18 protein-coding genes are annotated in these 18,841 nt (G+C 32.8%); 15 read left to right on the top strand and 3 right to left on the bottom strand.

Annotated elements, in window-relative coordinates; all coding sequences use genetic code 11:
• Window positions 1–208: 208 nt before the first annotated feature.
• Window positions 209–1,906, bottom strand: a complete 1,698-nt coding sequence (locus BB045_RS04575) for an Rqc2 family fibronectin-binding protein (RefSeq protein ID WP_075140551.1) — start codon at window positions 1,904–1,906, stop codon at window positions 209–211.
• Between the two features lie 158 nt (window positions 1,907–2,064).
• Between BB045_RS04575 and gmk the strand changes: the two genes are divergently transcribed.
• The 4 genes from gmk to priA all read left to right on the top strand — a co-directional run bounded on the left by gmk (window position 2,065) and on the right by priA (window position 6,671).
• The gene (gmk, locus tag BB045_RS04570) at window positions 2,065–2,688 is read left to right on the top strand and encodes a guanylate kinase (RefSeq protein ID WP_037552335.1); all 624 of its coding nucleotides are present in this window, start codon (window positions 2,065–2,067) and stop codon (window positions 2,686–2,688) included.
• The gene (rpoZ, locus tag BB045_RS04565) at window positions 2,688–2,900 is read left to right on the top strand and encodes a DNA-directed RNA polymerase subunit omega (protein WP_037552333.1); all 213 of its coding nucleotides are present in this window, start codon (window positions 2,688–2,690) and stop codon (window positions 2,898–2,900) included. The genes gmk and rpoZ overlap by 1 nt, the downstream gene beginning before the upstream one ends.
• A 163-nt stretch (window positions 2,901–3,063) precedes the next feature.
• The gene (gene coaBC, locus BB045_RS04560; protein ID WP_075140550.1) at window positions 3,064–4,263 is read left to right on the top strand and encodes a bifunctional phosphopantothenoylcysteine decarboxylase/phosphopantothenate--cysteine ligase CoaBC; all 1,200 of its coding nucleotides are present in this window, start codon (window positions 3,064–3,066) and stop codon (window positions 4,261–4,263) included.
• Window positions 4,263–6,671, top strand: a complete 2,409-nt coding sequence (priA, locus tag BB045_RS04555) for a primosomal protein N' (protein ID WP_075140549.1) — start codon at window positions 4,263–4,265, stop codon at window positions 6,669–6,671. The genes coaBC and priA overlap by 1 nt, the downstream gene beginning before the upstream one ends.
• A 62-nt stretch (window positions 6,672–6,733) precedes the next feature.
• Here the strand turns inward: priA and BB045_RS04550 are convergent, their stop codons facing one another.
• A complete protein-coding gene (locus BB045_RS04550; protein ID WP_037537906.1) occupies window positions 6,734–6,937 on the bottom strand; it encodes a TM2 domain-containing protein in 204 nt (67 codons plus the stop codon).
• A 177-nt stretch (window positions 6,938–7,114) separates the two neighbouring features.
• On the opposite strand from BB045_RS04550, the gene BB045_RS04545 reads away from it, so the two are divergent.
• The 9 genes from BB045_RS04545 (at window position 7,115) to BB045_RS04505 (ending at window position 16,068) form a co-directional block, all read left to right on the top strand.
• Window positions 7,115–7,603: a peptide deformylase gene (locus BB045_RS04545; protein WP_070440698.1), complete on the top strand. Its 489-nt coding sequence runs from the start codon at window positions 7,115–7,117 to the stop codon at window positions 7,601–7,603.
• Window positions 7,596–8,528, top strand: a complete 933-nt coding sequence (gene fmt, locus BB045_RS04540; protein ID WP_075140552.1) for a methionyl-tRNA formyltransferase — start codon at window positions 7,596–7,598, stop codon at window positions 8,526–8,528. Before BB045_RS04545 ends, fmt begins: the two co-directional genes overlap by 8 nt.
• On the top strand, window positions 8,525–9,832 hold the full coding sequence (gene rsmB, locus BB045_RS04535; RefSeq protein WP_070581851.1) for a 16S rRNA (cytosine(967)-C(5))-methyltransferase RsmB: 1,308 nt from the start codon (window positions 8,525–8,527) through the stop codon (window positions 9,830–9,832). Before fmt ends, rsmB begins: the two co-directional genes overlap by 4 nt.
• A 1-nt stretch (window position 9,833) precedes the next feature.
• The gene (rlmN, locus tag BB045_RS04530) at window positions 9,834–10,928 is read left to right on the top strand and encodes a dual-specificity RNA methyltransferase RlmN (RefSeq protein ID WP_011275982.1); all 1,095 of its coding nucleotides are present in this window, start codon (window positions 9,834–9,836) and stop codon (window positions 10,926–10,928) included.
• 5 nt (window positions 10,929–10,933) lie between these two features.
• Window positions 10,934–11,677, top strand: coding sequence for a Stp1/IreP family PP2C-type Ser/Thr phosphatase (locus tag BB045_RS04525; RefSeq protein ID WP_070440704.1), 744 nt, complete (start codon window positions 10,934–10,936; stop codon window positions 11,675–11,677).
• Window positions 11,674–13,701, top strand: coding sequence for a Stk1 family PASTA domain-containing Ser/Thr kinase (gene pknB / locus BB045_RS04520; protein WP_070440707.1), 2,028 nt, complete (start codon window positions 11,674–11,676; stop codon window positions 13,699–13,701). The genes BB045_RS04525 and pknB overlap by 4 nt, the downstream gene beginning before the upstream one ends.
• A gap of 198 nt (window positions 13,702–13,899) precedes the next feature.
• Window positions 13,900–14,775 carry a ribosome small subunit-dependent GTPase A gene (rsgA, locus tag BB045_RS04515; RefSeq protein WP_075140548.1) on the top strand — a complete coding sequence of 292 codons (876 nt, stop codon included), beginning with the start codon at window positions 13,900–13,902 and terminating at the stop codon, window positions 14,773–14,775.
• Window positions 14,775–15,419, top strand: coding sequence for a ribulose-phosphate 3-epimerase (gene rpe, locus BB045_RS04510; RefSeq protein WP_037552315.1), 645 nt, complete (start codon window positions 14,775–14,777; stop codon window positions 15,417–15,419). Before rsgA ends, rpe begins: the two co-directional genes overlap by 1 nt.
• A gap of 7 nt (window positions 15,420–15,426) precedes the next feature.
• Complete coding sequence (locus BB045_RS04505; protein WP_070440714.1) at window positions 15,427–16,068, top strand: thiamine diphosphokinase; 642 nt, start codon at window positions 15,427–15,429, stop codon at window positions 16,066–16,068.
• A gap of 61 nt (window positions 16,069–16,129) precedes the next feature.
• Here BB045_RS04505 and rpmB read toward each other — a convergent pair whose 3' ends face one another.
• Complete coding sequence (rpmB, locus tag BB045_RS04500; RefSeq protein WP_011275976.1) at window positions 16,130–16,318, bottom strand: 50S ribosomal protein L28; 189 nt, start codon at window positions 16,316–16,318, stop codon at window positions 16,130–16,132.
• 268 nt (window positions 16,319–16,586) lie between these two features.
• Between rpmB and BB045_RS04495 the strand changes: the two genes are divergently transcribed.
• The gene (locus tag BB045_RS04495; RefSeq protein WP_011275975.1) at window positions 16,587–16,955 is read left to right on the top strand and encodes an Asp23/Gls24 family envelope stress response protein; all 369 of its coding nucleotides are present in this window, start codon (window positions 16,587–16,589) and stop codon (window positions 16,953–16,955) included.
• 20 nt (window positions 16,956–16,975) lie between these two features.
• Window positions 16,976–18,634, top strand: coding sequence for a fatty acid kinase catalytic subunit FakA (fakA, locus tag BB045_RS04490; protein WP_070440716.1), 1,659 nt, complete (start codon window positions 16,976–16,978; stop codon window positions 18,632–18,634).
• The last annotated feature ends 207 nt before the right edge of the window (window positions 18,635–18,841 follow it).

Raw genomic sequence — 18,841 nt, 5'->3', positions numbered from 1 at the left:
CACTTCATCTGAAAAATTTAGATTTTTATCTTTAATTCTTAATGTATTTAATATAGACTTACACATAGGCGCATTACCTTTCTTTTTTATTTTGTTTGGTAGCTAATAATTATAGAGGTAATTGCGCCATTTTTGTATTCAAACATAAAAATTGGACTGATGATTTTTAGTCATCAGTCCAATTTATTATAGAGTTATTTTGTCGTTCTTATTTGACTTTCATACTTTGGATTTTGTCATAATCTGGAGTTGCAAATAATGTTTTTTGATTGTCATAAGTTACAAACCCAGGTTTAGCGCCTGAAGGTTTATGAACATTTCTTATTTCCGTGTAGTCTACGGGAATTTGACCAGAATTACCCGCTTTTGAGAAATAACCAGCTAACATAGCTGCCTCTTTAATCGTTTCTTCACTTGGTGCATCATTCAAAATGACAACGTGTGAACCTGGAATATCTTTTGTATGGAACCATATATGGGACTTTTGAGCTTTACGATTAGTTAAATAATCATTTTGTTTATTATTTTTACCTACTAATATAGTATCGCCATCCGTAGAGATATATGTTTGAAGTTGAATTTTATCATTCTTTTTCTTTTTGATGTTTTTACGTTGCTTCATAAATCCCTGTTCTGCTAATTCATCGCGAATATCATCAATTTCATCAACTGTAATATGATCTAATTGTTGTTCAATATTTGCAAAATAATCTATGTTTTCACGTGTTAAATGAATTTGATGATCTAATTCACGTTCACGTGTTTTCATACGATTATATTGCTTGTAGTAATATTGCGCATTAACTGATGGTGATTTAGTAGGATTCAAAGGTATCGTTATTTCCTCATTGGTGTAGTAATTTAATACACTTACAGCGTCATCACCTTGATTAATACGATAAATATTAGCGGTAATTAATTCACCGTAAAGTTGTTGTTTATCTTTATCTTTAGCACTTTCATATTCATCAATTAGTTTACTTAATTTATGCTGATATTTTTGAGATTGTTGTTGCACAAATCGAACTAAATCATTTGCGCGTTGTTTAACGCGTTCTCTTTCACCACGTGCATCATAGTAGCGATCTAATAATTCATGTAAGGACTCATATTCAACCATGTCATCATGAAATTGCATTAATTTCATAAAATAAAAATCTTCTTTTCCAGTTTCATGATTTTTATGGAAAATAGGGACGGGTGTTTTCAATGTCTGGTTGATAACTTCGTCATATGCTTTAGGTAGTGTTTCCGTTGTCATAAATTGATAGCGATTAACAATTTCATTAGTAATGAGTGGGCTAAAGCCTTCGAAAGTGTTTAATAATTGTTTCGCAATTTTACCACTATTGAAATCTATATATTTTAAAGCTTCTTCGCCTGTTATATTAAAAGGGTTCAATTTGTTTTGAGTAGGTGGCGCTTCATATTTGAATCCTGGCATAACAGTACGATATTGATTGGTATTAGGGGTTAAATGTTTAAACCCTTCAATTATTTTGTAATTGTCATCAACAAGTAACAAGTTACTATGTTTACCCATGATTTCTAAGATAACCGTGCGGTAAATGGTATCACCAATTTCATCTTTACTTTCAATATCGATTTCAATACGTCGGTCATTGCCAATCTGACGTATAGCTTTAATAATGCCACCTTCTAGATGCTTTCTAAAAACACGAGCAAACATTGGTGGGTCAAATGGATTATCATATTTTTTAGTCGTAATATGCATTCTTGAAAAACTAGGGTGTATGGATAGTAATAGTTGATGTTTTTTGCGATTTTGACGTATAACTATTAGGATAGTGTCATTTTCAGGTTGGTTGATTTTATGAATTCGTCCTGATACTAAAAACTGTATTGATTCAACCATTTTTTTAGTGAATAAGCCATCATATGCCATAAATAATTTCCACCTTCAATTTAATCATTCAGTATATTGTAACATGGTAGAATGATAGCGTCATGATTTAAGTTTATGTTGCATACTCTATACAATTTTAACTACAATATGATATTATATTTAAATAATAGAAGAATAGCTTAGAGAGGTCGTAAGGCATGGATAATGAAAAAGGATTACTAATTGTTCTTTCAGGTCCTTCAGGAGTAGGCAAAGGAACTGTTCGCAAAGAGATATTTGATGATCCAACTACATCATATAAGTACTCTATTTCAATGACGACACGAAATATGCGTGAAGGTGAAGTTGATGGTGTAGATTACTTTTTTAAGACGAAAGAAGAATTTGAAGCTTTAATTCAGGAAGATCAATTTATTGAATATGCTGAATACGTTGGAAATTACTATGGTACACCTGTTCAATATGTTAAGGATACGATGGCTGCTGGACATGATGTGTTCTTAGAAATTGAAGTAGAGGGTGCCAAACAAGTAAGAAAGAAATTTCCAGATGCATTATTTATCTTCCTTGCACCACCTAGCTTAGATCATTTGAAAGAGCGTTTAGTTGGACGTGGCACTGAATCAGACGAGAAGATACAATCCAGAGTAAATGAAGCACGTAAAGAAGTAGAGATGATGAATCTTTATGACTATGTTGTGGTAAACGATGAAGTCCATTTAGCGAAAAAACGTATTCAATCAATTGTTGAAGCAGAACACTTAAAACGCGAACGTGTTGAAGCTATATATAGAAAAATGTTATTGGAGGCCAAAAAATAATGTTAAACCCACCATTAAACCAGTTACAATCTAAAATTAATTCTAAATATTTAATTGCTACGACTGCAGCTAAGCGTGCACGTGAATTAGATGAAAGACCTGAAACTGCTTTATTAAGTGGATATCATTCAGCTAAACCTGTTGGTGAAGCGTTAGAAGAGATTGCTGGCGGTAAAATTACACCAGTAGTTTCTGATGAATTCACAATGTAAAAAAACGAATTAAATATAATTTTTCATATGCACATCTTATTGATTTAAGTATAACCACTTTTCAATAAGATGTGTCTTTTTAATTAAACGTTTAATTTGTGTATAATAAATTTAATATAAATAATGATTAATAATCGAGATAGTAAAAGGGAGAAATACGATTATGAAACACATTTTACTAGCTGTTACAGGTGGTATTGCAGCATATAAAGCAATAGATTTAACGAGCAAATTAACACAAGCCGGTTATGATGTACGCGTGATGTTATCAGAACATGCTCAAGAATTTGTTACTCCACTAGCTTTCCAAGCTATTAGTAGAAATCCAGTATATACTAATACGTTTAAGGAAGAGAATCCACAAGAAATTCAACATATCGCACTAGGCGATTGGGCAGATGCGATTGTAGTTGCCCCAGCTACTGCCAATGTGATAGCTAAATTAAGTGTGGGAATAGCAGATGATATTTTGACATCAACCTTGATAGCTACTGAGACGCCAAAGTTTATTGCCCCAGCAATGAATGTACATATGTATGAAAACAACCGCACGCAACATAATATTAACGTTTTAATGCAAGATGGATATCACTTTATTGAACCTGGGGATGGTTATTTAGCATGTGGTTATGTTGCTAAAGGACGAATGGAAGAACCTTTGCAGATTGTCAAAGTCCTGAATGATTTTTTTAATTCTCAAAAGGTAAAAGAAGAGAGTTCATTTAAAGGTAAACATGCGTTAGTGACAGCTGGACCAACTGTCGAGGTGATTGACCCAGTTCGTTTTGTATCAAATCGTTCTTCTGGAAAAATGGGTTACGCTTTAGCTGAGGCGTTAAGAAATAGAGGTGCCCACGTTACATTAATAACTGGACCAACACAACTAACTGATCCGATTGATATAGATGTTGTTCATATTGAAAGTGCAGAGGAAATGTTTGAAGCGGTGACGACACGTTTTGATAAACAAGATATGGTTATTAAAGCAGCAGCTGTTTCAGATTATACGCCAATGGAAGTATTAGATCATAAAATGAAAAAGCAAGATGGCGCTTTAGCTGTGACGTTTAAACGTACTAAAGATATTCTTAAATATTTAGGTGAACATAAAGGACAACAATACTTAGTTGGGTTCGCTGCTGAAACGCAAAATATAGAAGCATATGCACAAGATAAGTTAAAACGAAAAAATGCAGATGTCATTATTTCAAATAATGTAGGTGACAAGACGATTGGTTTTAAATCAGATGATAATGAATTGACAATGCATTTTAAAAATAAAGAAATGATTAATATTAAGAGAGGCAAAAAAGTTCAATTAGCTGAACAAATTTTAGATGAATTAGAAACTAGGTGGCAATAATGATTGCAAAGGTAATAGTAGATATTCCTTCTAAGAGCGTTGACTTCAAATTTGATTATCTTATACCCAAAAATTTAGAAGCGTTTATTCAAGTTGGCGTCAGAGTTGTAGTTCCATTCGGTCCTCGTACAATTCAAGGATACGTAATGAATATTGAAACCGAACCAAGTGATGATATTAATCTTGAAAAACTTAAAGAAATCAGAGTAGTTCAAGATATAAAGCCTGAATTAACTTCTGAATTAATTCAATTAAGTGAATGGATTAGCCATTATCATGTATCAAAAAGTATTTCTGTATTAGAGGTCATGTTACCGAGTGCTATCAAAGCTAAATATACTAAAGTCTTTGAAGTTGTGAAACATAATGATATGGATGAGCAGTTGCTAAAATTTTTTGATTCCGACGGTCAATATAAGTATAAAGATGCTCAAAAAAATGACCATCTTCCTATTTTAAATAAACTCTTAAAGGCTGGGACTGTAAAAGAAGTAACCCTATTATCTCAAAATATTAAAAAGAAAACACAGAAAGCTGTACGTATTATAGATGGATATCATCCAGATGAAGTCCTTGCTGAACTTGAGAAAAAAATCAAACAATATGATGTATATGCTTACCTTCTAGATGAGCGCCATAAAACTGTCTTTTTAAAAGATATGGAAGAAATGGGTTTTTCTAAATCAAGTATTGACGGATTAGTTAAAAAAGGTTTTATCGAAAAATATAATGCTGAAGTAGAGCGTGATCCTTTTGCTAATCGAGTGTTTGAACAAGAAGAGAAACGAGAACTGACTTCAGAACAACGTATTGCTTATGAAAATATTAAAGAGAAAATTAATAATAGTGAACAACGAACATTCTTACTACATGGCGTGACAGGTTCAGGTAAAACTGAAGTTTACTTGCAAACTATTGAAGAAGTACTTAATAAAGGTAAAGAAGCAATGATGTTAGTCCCTGAAATTGCATTAACACCTCAAATGGTTTTACGATTTAAGCGTCGTTTTGGTGATGATGTAGCAGTATTACATTCTGGCTTATCTAATGGTGAACGGTATGATGAATGGCAAAAGATTAGAGATGGTAGAGCCCGTGTTAGTGTTGGAGCTCGTTCAAGTATTTTTGCCCCTTTTAAAAATTTAGGAATTATCATTATAGATGAAGAGCATGAATCAACGTATAAACAAGAGGATTATCCCCGTTATCACGCGAGAGATATTGCTGAATGGAGAAGTCAATTTCATCAATGTCCTCTAGTCTTAGGAAGTGCAACACCAAGTTTAGAATCATATGCGCGCGCTGAAAAAGGTGTGTATCAGCTACTAACGTTACCTACAAGGGTTAATCAACAGGCTTTACCTTCAATAGATATTGTTGACATGCGAGAAGAATTAAGCGCTGGCAATCGTTCGATGTTTTCTATTGAATTACGAGAGGCTATTGAAGAACGATTACGTAAAAATGAGCAAATCGTATTATTTCTTAATCGTCGAGGATATGCATCATTTATGTTATGTCGAGATTGTGGTTATGTACCACAATGTCCACACTGTGATATCTCATTAACCTATCATAAGTCTACGGACCAATTAAAATGTCATTATTGTGGTTATCATGAGATGGCTCCGAATAAGTGTCCTAATTGTGAGAGTTCGCATATACGTCAAGTAGGGACTGGTACACAACGCGTAGAAGAAATCTTGCAACAAGAATTTGAAGAAGCGCGTATTATACGAATGGATGTTGACACAACTTCTAGAAAAGGTGCTCACGAGAAATTACTTACTGAATTTGAAGAAGGTAAGGGCGATATTTTATTAGGCACACAAATGATTGCAAAAGGGTTGGACTATCCCAATATTACACTAGTAGGTGTTTTGAACGCAGATACAATGTTAAATCTACCTGATTTCCGTGCTAGTGAACGAACGTATCAACTATTAACGCAGGTAGCTGGAAGAGCGGGTCGTCATGATAAACCGGGTAGAGTTATTATTCAAACATACAATCCAGAACACTATGCTATTGAAGATGTTCAAAAGAACGATTATCTAACCTTTTATCAAAAAGAGATGGAATTCAGAAAGATAGGTAAATACCCACCATACTATTTCTTAATTAATTTTACGATATCTCATAAAAATATGAAAAAAGTGATGGAGGCCTCTAAACATATTCATCAAATTTTATTACAACATCTAACGGATCGCGCGTTAGTTTTAGGGCCATCTCCAGCAGCCATCGCACGAATTAACAATGAACATCGTTTTCAAATTTTAGTTAAATATAAGAGCGAACCAGAATTACTGAAAGCACTTCAATTTTTAGATGATTATTATCATGAAGCTTATTTAAAGGATAAGCTAGCATTAAAAATAGACATTAATCCGCAAATATTAATGTGAAAAATAAGAGTTACGCAATTATTAGGGATGGATTACTAAATTGCGTAACTCTTTTACTTTAATTACATTACAACATTTCCGTTTTCATCAGCTGGTCTTAATAAAGTTAAGACGCCACTTATAATTGCAATAATGTGTGGAATTCCTGTCCAGAAAAAGGCCAAGTGTAAAAGTCCTGACATTGTTTTACCTGCATAAAATTTATGAACGCCGAAACCGCCTAAAAAGAATGCGAGCACAATGTATATAATTTTATTTACTTCCATATTCACACCTCCACTGTTAAATATTGTATTTATTGGTATCTTTAATATATATTTTAAAGGTATAGAAAATAAAAGCAATTAAAACAGATTGAAGTGCCTAAATTTAAGACTAAGGTCGCATTTCAAAGTGAATTAAGTTATAATAATATGATGAATTTTTCAAGAGGAGCATATTTAATGGCGATACAAAAATTAGTCCAGTCAACGCATCCTGTATTAACTAAACAAGCACAACCTATTAAAGCGTATGATGCTACATTAAAAGATTTATTATTAGATTTGGAAGACACATTATATGCAAAAGAGGCCTCAGCTTTATGTGCGCCTCAAATCGGCATAAGTAAACAAGTAGCTATCATTGATATGGAATTTGAAGGATTATTGCAACTAATCAATCCTAAAATTAAATCAGAATCTAATGATAAAATAATCGATCTTGAAGGATCTGTAAATTTACCGGGTATATATGGAGAAGTCGAACGTAGTAAAATGATTACAATTGAAGCGAATGATTTAGAAGGTAATACGATTGAACTAACTGCATATGACGATGTAGCTAGAATGATACTGCATATAATCGATCAAATGAATGGTATACCATTTACAAAACGTGCACAGCATTTATTAACTGATGAAGAAGTGGAGGCGTATTTTGAAAATGACTAAAGTGATATTTATGGGGACACCTGATTTTTCAACTAAAGTATTGGAAATGTTAATCGAAGAGCATGACGTCATAGCAGTCGTGACTCAACCCGACAGACCAGTTGGGCGTAAACGGGTATTAACGCCACCACCTGTTAAACAAGTGGCTGAAGAACACAATTTACCTGTGCTTCAACCAGAAAAATTAATTCAATCTGAAGAATTGGAGCAACTATTACAGTTAGAGCCCGATTTAATCGTTACTGCAGCTTTCGGACAGTTATTGCCTGAACAGTTATTACAATTACCTAAGTTAGGTGCAATTAATGTTCATGCATCATTATTACCAAAGTATCGCGGTGGCGCACCAATACATCAAGCGATAATAGATGGTGAAGCTCAAACAGGAATCACAATCATGTATATGGTTAAAAAGCTAGATGCAGGAAATATTATTTCACAAAAAGCTATTAATATTGAAGATAATGACGATGTAGGTACGATGCATGATAAGCTTAGTGTACTCGGTGCTAAACTACTAAAAGAAACGCTACCTTCAATTGTAAATCGCACGAATGATAGTATTGCACAAGATGATGCACAAGCAACATTCGCTTCAAATATTAGCAGAGAAGATGAAAGAATTGATTGGACTATGAATGCAAAAGATATTCATAATCATATTCGTGGCTTATCACCATGGCCAGTTGGCTATACAACTATGGATGATACAAATTTAAAATTATATGCAGCACATATCGTCAGTAATAAAAATGGTCAACCTGGTGAGATCATAGAGACGACTAAAAAGTCAATTGTTGTTGCTACAGGATCAGATGATGCAATTGCTTTAACAGATATTCAATTAGCTGGCAAGAAACGTATGCTGGCATCAAATTATTTAAGCGGTGTACAAGAATCGCTAGTTGGGAAAATATTAAAATGACACAATCAGTGAGAGAATTAGCGTTTCAAACAATTCAAGAAATATTTAATGACTATGCATACAGTAATCTGAGAATCAATGAAGTTTTATCTGCTGGTAATGTTTCTAATATCGATAAACCTTTATATACTGAACTCGTATATGGGACAGTAAAGAGAAAATTGACATTGGATTTCTATCTTAGACCTTTTGTGAAGACTAAAATAAAAAGTTGGGTCAGACAACTGTTATGGATGAGTTTATATCAATATATTTATCTAGATAAAGTACCGAATCATGCCATTATCAACGAAGCAGTAAATATTGCAAAGCATCGTGGGGGGCCTCATAACGGTAATGTTGTAAACGCAATATTGAGAACAATCTTTAGAAGTGAATTGCCAAGTTTAGAATCTATTAAGAATGATAAGCAGCGTATGGCCATTGAATATAGTATTCCAAAGTGGATTATTGAACATTGGATTACGCACTATGGTGTTGAAACGACACGAAAGATTGCATCATCATTTTTTGATCAAACTGCGGGTACAGTACGTGTTAATACAAGTAAAAATAAAGTTGAAGACGTTGTGTCAAGTTTGCAAGGTGAAGGATATGAAGTTAAAGTCGATGAATTGATTCCATATTGTTTACATCTAAAAGGGCGTCCAATTATTGAATCTTTAAACTTTAAGAATGGTAATATTTCTATTCAAGATAAAAGCTCAATGTTTGTAGGATATTTGATGGATGTTAAAGAAAATGATGTTATTTTAGATGCTTGTAGTGCACCTGGAGGTAAAGCGTGTCACATAGCTGAGTTATTGGCGCCAAGTGGTCACGTGGATGCTACAGATATCCATAAGCATAAAATTGGTTTAATAAAAGAAAATGTTGTAAAGTTACAACTTAATAACATTAAAGCTTTTGATCATGATGCAACAAAACCTTACAAAGATGTATATGACAAAATTCTCGTCGATGCACCGTGTAGTGGTTTAGGTGTGCTTAGACACAAGCCAGAAATTAAATATGTTCAAACGCAACAAGATATTCAAGACTTAGTTGAATTACAGTTAGAGATATTAGACAATGTGAAAGATAACTTGAAACCTGGTGGTACACTAGTTTATTCAACATGCACTATTGAACAACTTGAAAATGAAAATGTTATTTATACATTTTTAAAAAATAATAAAGACTTCGAATTTGAACTTATGACTCACCCAGTTACCGGTGAACAAGTGAAGACAATACAAATTCTACCCCAAGATTTTAATTCGGATGGCTTTTTCATCACTAAAATAAAAAGAAAGGAAAGTTAAGATGATAACTACTGAAAAAAAGAAGAAAAATAAATTCTTGCCTGATTTTGAAAAACAGTCGATTTACTCATTAAGATATGATGAAATGCAAGAATGGTTAGTAGAACACGGCCAACAAAAATTTAGAGCCAAACAAATATTTGAATGGTTATATCAAAAGCGCGTAGATAGCATTGATGACATGACAAATTTATCCAAAGATTTGCGTCAAGTTTTAAAAGATAATTTTGCAATGACAACTTTAACTACTGTTGTTAAACAAGAAAGTAAAGATGGAACAATTAAATTCCTATTTGAACTACAAGATGGCTATACTATTGAAACCGTATTAATGCGACATGACTATGGAAATTCAGTTTGTGTGACAACTCAAGTTGGTTGTCGTATCGGTTGTACATTCTGTGCCTCAACATTAGGAGGCTTAAAACGTAATTTAGAAGCAGGAGAAATTGTTTCACAAGTCTTAACAGTTCAAAAAGCATTAGATGCAACTGATGAACGTGTATCCCAAATTGTTATAATGGGTATTGGTGAACCTTTTGAGAATTATGATGAAATGATGGATTTCTTACGTATTGTTAATGATGACAACAGTTTAAACATCGGTGCACGCCATATTACAGTTTCAACATCAGGTATTATTCCACGTATTTATGATTTTGCCGAAGAAGACATTCAAATTAACTTTGCCGTAAGTTTGCATGCAGCTAAAGATGAAATTCGATCTAAATTAATGCCGATTAACAGAGCATATCATGTAGATAAATTAATGGAAGCAATCAAATATTATCAAGAAAAAACAAATCGCCGTGTGACATTTGAATATGGATTGTTCGGTGGCGTAAATGATCAACTAGAGCACGCACGTGATTTAGCACATCTTATTAAAGATTTGAATTGTCATGTTAACTTAATCCCAGTTAATCATGTTCCAGAACGAAATTACGTCAAAACACCTAAAGACGATATTTTTAAATTTGAAAAAGAACTAAAACGATTAGGTATTAATGCTACAATTAGAAGAGAACAAGGATCAGATATTGACGCAGCATGTGGACAATTAAGAGCGAAGGAACGACAAGTAGAAACGAGGTAATCACAATGCTAAACGCACAATTTTTCACAGATACTGGACAACATAGAAATAAAAATGAAGATGCAGGAGGTATTTTTTATAACCAAACCCAACAACAGTTATTAGTATTATGTGATGGTATGGGTGGTCATAAAGCGGGGGAAATTGCAAGTCAGTTTGTTACTTATGAACTTCAAAAACGTTTTGAAGATGAGAATTTTATAGAGTATGAACAAGCCGAAACTTGGTTGCGTTTTAATTTAAAAGAGATTAATCGTGAACTATTTGAATATGCTCAAACTAATGAAGAATACAAAGGTATGGGTACAACATGCGTTTGTGCCCTTGTATTTGATAAACAATTGGTAGTGGCCAATATAGGGGATTCTAGAGCCTATCTAATTAACTCTAGAGAAATTGAACAAATTACTTATGATCATTCGTTTGTAAATCATTTAGTAATGACAGGTCAAATAACTGAAGAAGAAGCTTTTACACACCCGCAACGTAATATTATTACTAAAGTAATGGGGACAGATAAACGAGTGAGTCCAGATATATTTACAAAACGTTTTAATCATTATGACTTTATAATGTTAAATTCTGATGGCTTAACGGACTATGTTAGAGGTGAAATTATTCATGAGTCTTTCAATGAATCATTATCATTAGAAGAACATGGGGAGCAACTAATTCAATTAGCATTAAATCATGATTCAAAAGATAACATCAGTGTCTTAATAGCAGCTATTGAAGGTGATCATCTATGATTGGAAAGATAGTTAGTGAACGTTACAAAATAGTAGATAAGCTTGGTGGCGGGGGTATGAGTACCGTTTACTTAGCAGAAGATACCATTTTAAATCGTGAAGTAGCGATTAAAGCAATCTCTATTCCTCAGAATGAAAAAGAAGAAACGATGAAGCGTTTCGAACGTGAAGTTAACAATGCGACACAACTTTCACATGAAAATATTGTTGAAGTATATGATGTTCAAGAAGATGAAGAGTTCTTCTTTCTAATTATGGAATATATAGATGGACCTACCTTATCAGAATACATACATAGCCATGGACCTTTAAGTGTAGATACAGCTATTGATTTCACGAATCAGATTTTAAAAGGTGTGGCTCAAGCACATGAAAAACTTATCATACATAGAGATATAAAACCTCAGAACATTTTAATTGATAAGAATAAAACATTAAAAATTTTTGACTTTGGAATTGCAAAAGCGTTAAGTGAAACATCTATGACACAGACGAATCATGTATTAGGTACAGTTCAGTATCTCTCACCAGAACAAGCTAAAGGTGAAACTACGAATGAAGCAACTGATATCTATTCCATTGGTATTGTTCTTTACGAAATGTTAGTTGGTGAACCGCCTTTTAATGGTGAGACAGCCGTTAGTATCGCAATAAAACATATTCAAGATTCAATTCCAAATGTAACGGAGTTAAGATCTGAAATACCTCAATCACTTAGTAATGTCGTACTTAAAGCAACGGAGAAGAAAACCTCTGATCGCTATCAAAGTGTTAAAGATATGAAAGAAGATTTAAGTAGTGTGCTTGTCTCTAGTCGTGCTAATGAAAAGAAGCATTCTATTGAAGAAGATGAGACAAATACAGTATCGATTGATAGACAAGATATTAAAAGTAAAATAAAAGAAGAAAGTGAACAAAAACAAATTGCACAAACGATGCAAATACCGATTGTTAATGAGCATCATTTTCAAACTAGCGAAGCACAAATCTATGAACCACCTAAGAAAAAACGTTCAAAAAAGAAGAAATTCGCTATTGTGCTTATTTTACTTTTATTAGTCGCAAGTTTATTTGGTTTTATAGCGATGGGCATGTTTGGTAGTAAATATGCGGAAATGCCTAATCTTAAAGGTAAAACTGAAAAAGAAGCGGAAAAAATTCTGCGACAATCTCATTTAGAAATTGGTAATATCTCTAGAGATTACAGTGATGATTATCCGGAAAATAAAATAATAAAGACTAAACCAAAACAAGGTGAAAGAGTTAATCAGCATGAAAAAGTAGATATTGTGCTTTCAAAAGGGCCCGAACGTGCTAAAATGCCTAATGTTATGGGCATGAAAAAAGCAGATGCATTAGATAAATTGAAACAATCTAAACTTGATCATGTGACAGTCAATCAAGAATATAATAATCAGGTACCTAAAGGTGCTATAGCTAAGCAAAGTGTTAATCCTGATAGTTATGTTCGCATAAACGATCATCAAATTACTTTAACCGAATCATTAGGTGTTAAAAAGGTATATGTTAAAAATTATGAAAATAAAAATTATCAAACTGCAAAGAAAGAACTTGAAAAAAGTGGTCTGAAAGTACAAATGACAACAGAATCAAGTAATAATGTTAAAAAGGATAATATTATTTCACAAAGCCCTAAAAATACAGAGGTTGAAGAGGGAAGTACAGTACAATTCATTGTTTCAAAAGGAAAAGCATCTTCAAAAGATGAAGACAAAGATTCAGAGAAATCTAAATCTTCTAGTGAAGACAAGTCTGATGATAAACAAAAAGTTAAGAATTATACAGAAACATATCACATCCCATATACGGGAGATGACGAAAGTCAAAAAGTTCAAGTTTACATTAGAGATAAGGACAATAGTGGCACATCTGCTAGCCAAACGTTTAGTATAAAAGATGACAAAACGATAACGATTCCGCTTAAAATTGAGCAAGGCTCAGACGCGGGCTATACGATCAGAGTTGATGGCGATGTAATTGCAGATAAAGATATAGAATATTAAATTTACCCCTTTTAGTGAATGGAATAATGCACATTCGCTAAAAGGGTTTCTTCATGAAAAATATATCGTAAAATTATTATGTAAACTAAAAAATAAATATATTATGATAAATCATCTCTTCAATTCACTTCTGAATATAATAATCTTCAAGCATTTGCTATAATAATTTAATATAAATAATGATTAAGAGGTGTCATTTTGGAAACTGGACGAATTATCAAACTAATTAGTGGTGTCTATCAAGTCGATGTTGATGGAACTTTATATGATACTAAACCACGCGGTCTTTTCAGAAAGAAGAAATTTTCACCAATTGTGGGGGATATCGTTGATTTTGAAATTCAAAACACAAATGAGGGCTATATTCATCACGTTCACGAGCGTCATAATGAATTGAAACGACCACCAGTTAGTAATATTGATGGCTTAATCATCGTGATGAGCGCTGTAGAACCAGATTTTTCAACGCAATTGTTAGATCGCTTCTTGGTTATAGCGCATTCGTATAATTTAGAGCCGAGTATTCTAGTGACTAAAAAGGATTTAGCCTCTGAAAATGAAATTGAACAAATTAATGCGTGGTTAAAAATTTATGAAGAAATTGGTTACAATACGCAATTTGTAGGTAAGCATACGAATCAACAAGAAGTTGTGGCTACATGGCCTAAAGGGCTCATTGTATTAAGTGGTCAATCAGGTGTAGGTAAATCAACGTTTATCAATGCGTTTAAACCAGAACTAAATTTAGAAACTAATCATATCTCTAAGTCGCTTAATCGTGGTAAACATACAACTAGACATGTAGAGTTGTATGAAAGAGAATCTGGTTTTATCGCAGATACACCTGGATTTAGTGCGCTAGATTTCGATCATATTGATAAAGATGAATTGAAGCATTATTTTATAGAAATGAATCGCTTTGGTGAGGAATGTAAATTTCGAAATTGCAACCACATTAAGGAACCAAAGTGTCATGTCAAACAGCAATTAGAAAATGGTTATTTAGCACAATTTCGCTATGATCACTATATTCAATTATATAATGAAATTTCAAATAGAAAGGTCAGATATTAATGAAGAAAATCTACCCATCACTTTTATCAGCCGATTTTTTAAATTTAGAGAATGAAATTAAAGCTTTAGAAGAAGCACAAATTGATGGTCTGCACTTTGATGTAATGGATGGTCAATTTGTACCTAATATTTCTATTGGTATTCCTATTCTTGATTCAGTTAGAGCAATTACTCAATTACCGATTGATGTTCACTTAATGATCGAACAACCTGAACAATATATTAATACCTTTGCTGAACACGGTGCTGACATGATATCAATACATGTAGAGGCTACACAGCATATTCATAGAGCATTACAAATGATAAAAAATGCCGGAAAGAAGGCTGGCGTTGTAATTAATCCTGGTACACCAGTTGAGTCATTATTGCCAGTACTTGAAATTGTTGATTTTGTACTTGTTATGACTGTAAATCCAGGATTTGGTGGTCAATCATTTATAGAAGCATGTGCAGCAAAAGTGAAAATCTTAAGAGATTTAAGACAATCATTAAATTTAAATTTTAATATCGAAGTTGATGGTGGTATCAACAATGAAACTATTAAAATATGTGCTGATAATGGGGCAGATATGTTTGTTACCGGTTCTTATTTCTTTAAACAGAAAGATTATGGTAAGGTAACACAATTATTGAAAGGCTGATATTGATATGCGAATCAATTTATTATGTAGTGACCGTCATTTGCCATCAGATGTATTAACCGCATTGAAGAAGGACCGCTGGGGCGGGATTGATAGAGGTGCACTTATTCTAATAAATCATTCTATTATTCCAGTTTTCTCAGTTGGAGATTTTGATTCTGTTTCAGAAGAAGAACGTCATCAATTGAAACACGAATTAAATATCAAACCAGTTAAGGCTGAAAAAGATGATACTGATTTGGCATTAGGTGTAGAGGAAGCTGTTAATAGAGGATTTACAGAAATACATATTTATGGCGCAACAGGTGGTAGATTAGATCATTTTATGGGTGTTTTACAAATACTACAAAAGCCAAAATATGTAGAACAAAACATCGTAATTATTGTTGAAGATCTACAAAATGAAATTAAGTTATTGAAGAAAGGTAGTCATGAAATTCATAAATTACAAAATTATCCATATGTTTCATTTATTCCAGTTAGTGATATGGTTGCTTTGTCATTAGTTGGATTTAAATACAATTTGAATCATCAACCTCTTGAAAAAGGATCTACACTTACATTATCGAATGAGGTTAAAGAGAAAATTGCACAAATCGAAGTACATGATGGACAAGTCTTACAAATTAGAAGTAGAGATGCAAATTAAAATTAAGCATAAAAAAATGCCTTCACCACATATGAAGGCATTTTTTAGTGCATTATATTTATTAAACTCTAGTAACTTTACCAGATTTTAAAGCACGAGCAGAAACCCAAACTTTTTTAGGTTTTCCGTCAACTAAAATTCTAACTTTTTGAAGGTTAGCATTAAATCTGCGTTTATTCGCATTTAAAGCGTGTGAACGATTATTACCAGTCGATGCTTTACGACCTGTTACGTAACATTGTTTACCCATCAAAGTACCTCCTTTAATAAATATAAATACACTTGACTACTTATATACTTCAATAAGATACCATATATAAAATTTTAAAGCAACGAAATTAAAGGCGTTTTCTTTAAAAATGTTTTGAAATTTATAATTTATGGTATAATTGTAAGCTGAGGAGTTATGTAATATATTTAAGTAAGTTATTAAGACTTATTTATGGAAGAATCGGTTATTTTCAATTATGAATTTAATTGTAAGTCATTTTTAAACAAATTTCAGGAGGAATATAAAGATGACAATAGAAATCTCAAATGATTATGGTAAAATCGATATCTCAAATGAAGTCATTGCTTCTGTAGTAGGCAGCAAAGCTGTTGAAAGCTATGGTATTGTAGGTATGGCATCAAGACAACAAGTTAGAGATGGCATTGCCGAAATTTTAGGACATGAAAATTATGCTAGAGGCATTGAAGTAAAAGAAAACAATGGTGTCATTGATATAGATATGTATATTATTGTAAGCTATGGTGTAAAAATTTCAGAAGTAGCAAACAACGTACAATCATCAGTAAAATATACACTTGAAAACTCACTAAATGTTAAAGTGAATTCAATTAATATATTTGTACAAGGTGTAAGACTTAATAATAAGGGCAAGTAGGTATAGGAGGACTTAGCAGGATGATTAGCAAAATTAATGGTAAATTATTTGCCGATATGATAATACAAGGGGCACAAAATTTATCTAATAATGCAGATTTAGTGGATTCTTTAAATGTATACCCTGTGCCAGATGGCGACACAGGAACGAATATGAATCTTACAATTACTTCTGGACGTGAAGAAGTTGAAAATAATTTATCTCAAAGCATTGGTGAATTAGGGAAGACATTCTCTAAAGGATTACTTATGGGTGCTCGTGGCAACTCAGGTGTTATTCTATCTCAATTATTTAGAGGTTTCTGTAAAAATATCGAAACTGAAAATGAAATAAATGCGCAACAACTTGCAAGTAGTTTTCAAGCGGGAGTTGATACAGCTTATAAAGCAGTGATGAAACCGGTTGAAGGTACGATCTTAACTGTTGCTAAAGATGCTGCAAAAGCTGCGGTTAATAAAGCCGAAGAAACAGATGATTGCGTTGAAGTTATGGAATATACAATTGCGGAAGCTGAAAAATCATTAAATAATACGCCAAATCTACTTGCCGTATTAAAAGAAGTTGGTGTAGTAGATAGTGGCGGTAAAGGATTACTATGTGTGTATGAAGGCTTCTTAAAAGGATTGACAGGTCAAACTATTGAAGCTAAAAAAGAAAAGTTAAACACAGAAGAATTAGTACATGAAGAACATGATTTCCACGGTGTGATAAATACTGAAGATATTAAATACGGCTATTGTACTGAAATGATGGTTCGCTTTGGAAAAGATAAAAGAGCATTTGATGAACAAACATTTAGAACAGATATGAGTCAATTCGGTGATTCTTTACTTGTGATTAATGATGATGAAATTGTTAAAGTGCACGTACATACTGAAACGCCTGGTGAAGTGTTCAACTATGGTCAAGAGTATGGTGAACTTATTAAATTAAAAGTTGAAAATATGCGTGAACAACATCGTGAAGTGATTAGAAAAGAGAAACTAAATCATCATTCTGAACAGCAAGAAGAATCAAAAACAGTTGAGACTGCGATTATCGCGATTTCAATGGGTGATGGTATTTCTGAATTGTTTACATCTATGGGTGCGACACATATCATAAGTGGTGGGCAAACAATGAATCCTTCAACAGAAGATATTGTGAAAGTAATTGAGCAATCGCAATGCAAACGCGCTATTATTCTACCGAATAATAAAAATATTAGAATGTCGAGTGATCAAGCTGCAACTTTAGTTGAAGCGGATACAGTTGTTATACCTACAACATCAATTCCACAAGGTATTGCGGCATTGTTCCAATACGATCCTTCATCATCACTTGAAGATAATCACTCTCATATGACAACAGCATTAGAATCAGTGAAATCTGGTTCAGTAACATTTGCTGTTCGTGACACTAAAATTGATGGTGTAGAAATTAAAAAAGGCGAATTCATGGGATTGTCAGAAAGCAAAATTGTTACAAGCAATGATGATGAATTTGCTACAGTCACTGGTTTGCTTAAAGCTATGCTTAACGAAGATAGTGAAATTTTAACTATCATTGCTGGTGAGGATGCAAATGATGAAATCTCTGACAAATTAGTAGAATGGGTTGAAAGTGAATACCCAGATGTTGAAGTAGAAGAACATAATGGTGGGCAACCGATTTATCAATATTTATTCTCAGTTGAATAACTAATTACTAAAATAGCTATGAAGTAATCTATGACTATAGAATGCTTCATAGCTATTTTTTATGTTTGAATGCAAAAATGGCGCAATTACCTCTATAATTATTAGCTACCAAACAAAATAAAAAAGAAAGGTAATGCGCCTATGTGTAAGTCTATATTAAATACATTAAGAATTAAAGATAAAAATCTAAAATTTTCAGATGAAGTG

The sequence above is a fragment of the Staphylococcus sp. MB377 genome (assembly GCF_001922505.1).
Taxonomy (GTDB): domain Bacteria; phylum Bacillota; class Bacilli; order Staphylococcales; family Staphylococcaceae; genus Staphylococcus; species Staphylococcus haemolyticus.
Note: the sequence above shows the minus strand (reverse complement) of the source record. Positions and strands in the feature narration are given on the sequence as shown.